The organism is Variovorax sp. OV329, assembly GCF_900114785.1.
Classification (GTDB): Bacteria; Pseudomonadota; Gammaproteobacteria; order Burkholderiales; family Burkholderiaceae_C; genus Variovorax.
The window spans coordinates 1-2528 of record NZ_FOUG01000049.1; the positions used below are offsets into that span (position 1 = coordinate 1).

Below are 2528 nucleotides of genomic sequence, written 5' to 3' on the forward strand. Positions count from 1 at the left end.
GTAAGCGGCCAGTCTCCCCACCTTGAGATCAGAGGCCAAGCCGGAGACCATGCTGTCCACCTAAGTTAGCTGGACATCTATGGACGTCAATCCGAAGCAACGCCGCCGGCACAGCGCGGCGTTCAAGGCGCAGGTTCTGGCCGCCTGCGCCGAACCCGGCGCTTCCGTCGCGGCGGTCGCGCTGTCGTTTGGGCTGAACGACAACCTCGTGCATCAGTGGCGTCGTGGCCGCGGGGGGATTCCCGCGCCATCTCCAGCAAGTGTCACGGCCGAGCGTGCGCGGGAGTTTGTCGAGTTGTCGTTGCCTGCGCCGCCGGCGGCTCCGGCGCCATCGCGCGTGGCGGCCAGTACCGAGACGATCCGACTCGAATTCAAGCGCGGTGCTCTGGGCGTGAGTGTCACATGGCCGGTCTCGGCGGCGGTCGATTGCGCGGCTTGGCTGCGCGAGCTGTTGCGATGATCCGCATCGACGCCCTCTGGCTTTGCACCCAGCCCTTGGACATGCGTGCCGGCGCCGAGCGCCTGATGGCTCACGTCGTGCATGCCCTCGGCAGTGCTCATGCGCACCACGGCTATTTGTTCGCCAACGTGCGGGCCACCCGTATCAAGCTGCTCGTGCACGACGGCTTCGGCGTGTGGTGTGCCGCCAGGAGGCTCAACGCCGGCCGCTTCGTGTGGCCGAGCGACAGCAGCGCGGCGACCCCTCTGTCATTGACGCAGGCGCAGTTCGATGCGCTGGTGGTGGGACTGCCCTGGGAGCGCCTGCCAGAGATGACTGTGATCACCCGTCTATAGCCCTTCGCAGGGAGCGCGTTCACAGCGCAATTCCCAATGACGCGAAGCAGCCGGTCTTGCATGATGAGAACCCATGCAGGACCTGCGCAACCTCAAGGACGAAGACCTCCAAGGTCTGACCCCCGAGGCTGTCACGGCGCTCGCGCAGCAGATGCTGCAGCAGATCCAGCGCCAGGCGCAGGACATCCGCCTGAAGGACGCCAAGCTCGAGAAGCTCACGTTCGAGCTGGCTCGGCATAAGGCCTGGAAGTTCAGTGCGAAGTCCGAGGCGATGAGCGCTGAGCAGCGCCGGCTGTTCGAGGAGACACTGACAGAAGACGAGACCGCTCTGGAGGCCCTTCTAAAGCAGGCCCAGGGCACGCCGCCGGATGACACAGCCGCGTCGTCCAAGCGCAAGCCGCGACGCCAGCCTCTGCCCGACCATCTGCGTCGCGTGCAGCATGACCATGAGCCCGAGGACACCGCCTGCCCAAGCCCGGGCTGCGGCAAGCCGATGGTGCGCGTGGGCGAGGACATCAGCGAGAAGCTGGACATCGTGCCGGCGGAGTTCTTCGTGCACCGACACGTCTACGGCAAGTGGGCGTGCCGCTGCTGCCAACGCCTGGTGCAAGAAGCCGTCGAGCCGCAGATCATCGACGGCGGCATGCCCGCAGCCGGCCTGGTGGCGCACACCCTGATCAGCCGCTTCGTGGATCACCTGCCGTACTATCGCCAGGAGGCCATCAACGCGCGTTCGGGCGTGCACACGCCGCGCTCGACACTGGCAGCCTGGTCTGGCCGAGGCGGCGCGGCCCTGGAGCCGCTCTACGACGCGCACAAGCACTTCGTGCTCTCCGCCCGGGTGCTCCATGCCGACGAAACGCCGGTGGCCCTGCTCGACCCGGGTCGGGGCAAGACCAAGAAGGCCTACGTCTGGGCCTACGCACGCAGCGCCTTCGATCCAGTGCCGGGCGTGATCTACGACTTCTGCGAGGGACGCGGCGCGCAGTATCCGATCGCGTTCCTGGGCGCTGAGGGTGGTCAGGACGAGCGAAGTTGGCGCGGCACGCTGGTGCGCGATGAATACAAGGCCTACGACAGCGTGATGAGTGCCAAGCCCGGACGCATCGCCGCCGGATGCCTTGCCCATGCCAGACGCAAGTTCGATGAACTGCTGCTCGACTCGGGCAAGAGCGCTGTCGCTGAGGAGGCGCTGCGTCGCATCGCGGAGATCTACCGCCTCGAGCGAGAGCTGTCGGCGCTGACGAGCGATGAGCGGCTGTCGAGAAGATGCAGCCATGCGAAGCCACTGTGGGCGGACCTGCATGCATGGCTGCAACTGGAACGAAGCCGAGTGCCCGACGGCAGCTCAACCGCCAAGGCCTTGAACTACAGCCTCAACCACTGGGAGGCGTTGACGCACAACCTGCTCGACGGCGACGTGAACGTCGACAACAACAGCCTGGAAAACCTGATCCGTCCGTGGGCGGTCGGGCGTCGAGCATGGCTGTTCGCCGGCAGCGCGCTCGCTGGTCAGCGTGCCGCGATAGTGATGAGCTTGGTGCAGTCGGCAAAGCTACACAGGCACGATCCGTGGGCCTACCTCAATGATGTCCTCACCCGGCTGCCCACGCAGTTGAACAGCCGCATCGACGAACTGCTTCCGCACAACTGGCACCCCGCGCGCTGAGCACGCGCCGCTACCGCAGCGATCCTCGTCCGCCCGTCAACCATGGGACGGCCAGCCGCTTACG

Annotated in this window: 3 protein-coding genes; all 3 read left to right on the forward strand. The window is 66.2% G+C overall.

The genetic code is table 11. The features are described 5' to 3' along the window. Nucleotides 1-79: 79 nt before the first annotated feature. The 3 genes from BM345_RS29445 (at nt 80) to BM345_RS29455 (ending at nt 2464) form a co-directional block, all read left to right on the forward strand. The gene (locus BM345_RS29445; protein ID WP_093387381.1) at nt 80-460 is read left to right on the forward strand and encodes an IS66-like element accessory protein TnpA; all 381 of its coding nucleotides are present in this window, start codon (nt 80-82) and stop codon (nt 458-460) included. Continuing rightward, the gene (gene tnpB, locus BM345_RS30015; RefSeq protein WP_175545216.1) at nt 457-795 is read left to right on the forward strand and encodes an IS66 family insertion sequence element accessory protein TnpB; all 339 of its coding nucleotides are present in this window, start codon (nt 457-459) and stop codon (nt 793-795) included. The genes BM345_RS29445 and tnpB overlap by 4 nt, the downstream gene beginning before the upstream one ends. A gap of 73 nt (nt 796-868) precedes the next feature. After that, nucleotides 869-2464 (forward strand): IS66 family transposase, encoded by a 1596-nt coding sequence (locus BM345_RS29455; RefSeq protein ID WP_093387383.1) that lies wholly within the window; start codon nt 869-871, stop codon nt 2462-2464. The last annotated feature ends 64 nt before the right edge of the window (nt 2465-2528 follow it).

Excerpts from the sequence above, each read along its gene's own strand:
- BM345_RS29445 (WP_093387381.1), top strand. The coding sequence starts at position 80 with ATGGACGTCAATCCGAAGCAACGCCGCCGGCACAGCGCGGCGTTCAAG.
- tnpB (WP_175545216.1), top strand. The coding sequence starts at position 457 with ATGATCCGCATCGACGCCCTCTGGCTTTGCACCCAGCCCTTGGACATG.
- BM345_RS29455 (WP_093387383.1), top strand. The coding sequence starts at position 869 with ATGCAGGACCTGCGCAACCTCAAGGACGAAGACCTCCAAGGTCTGACC.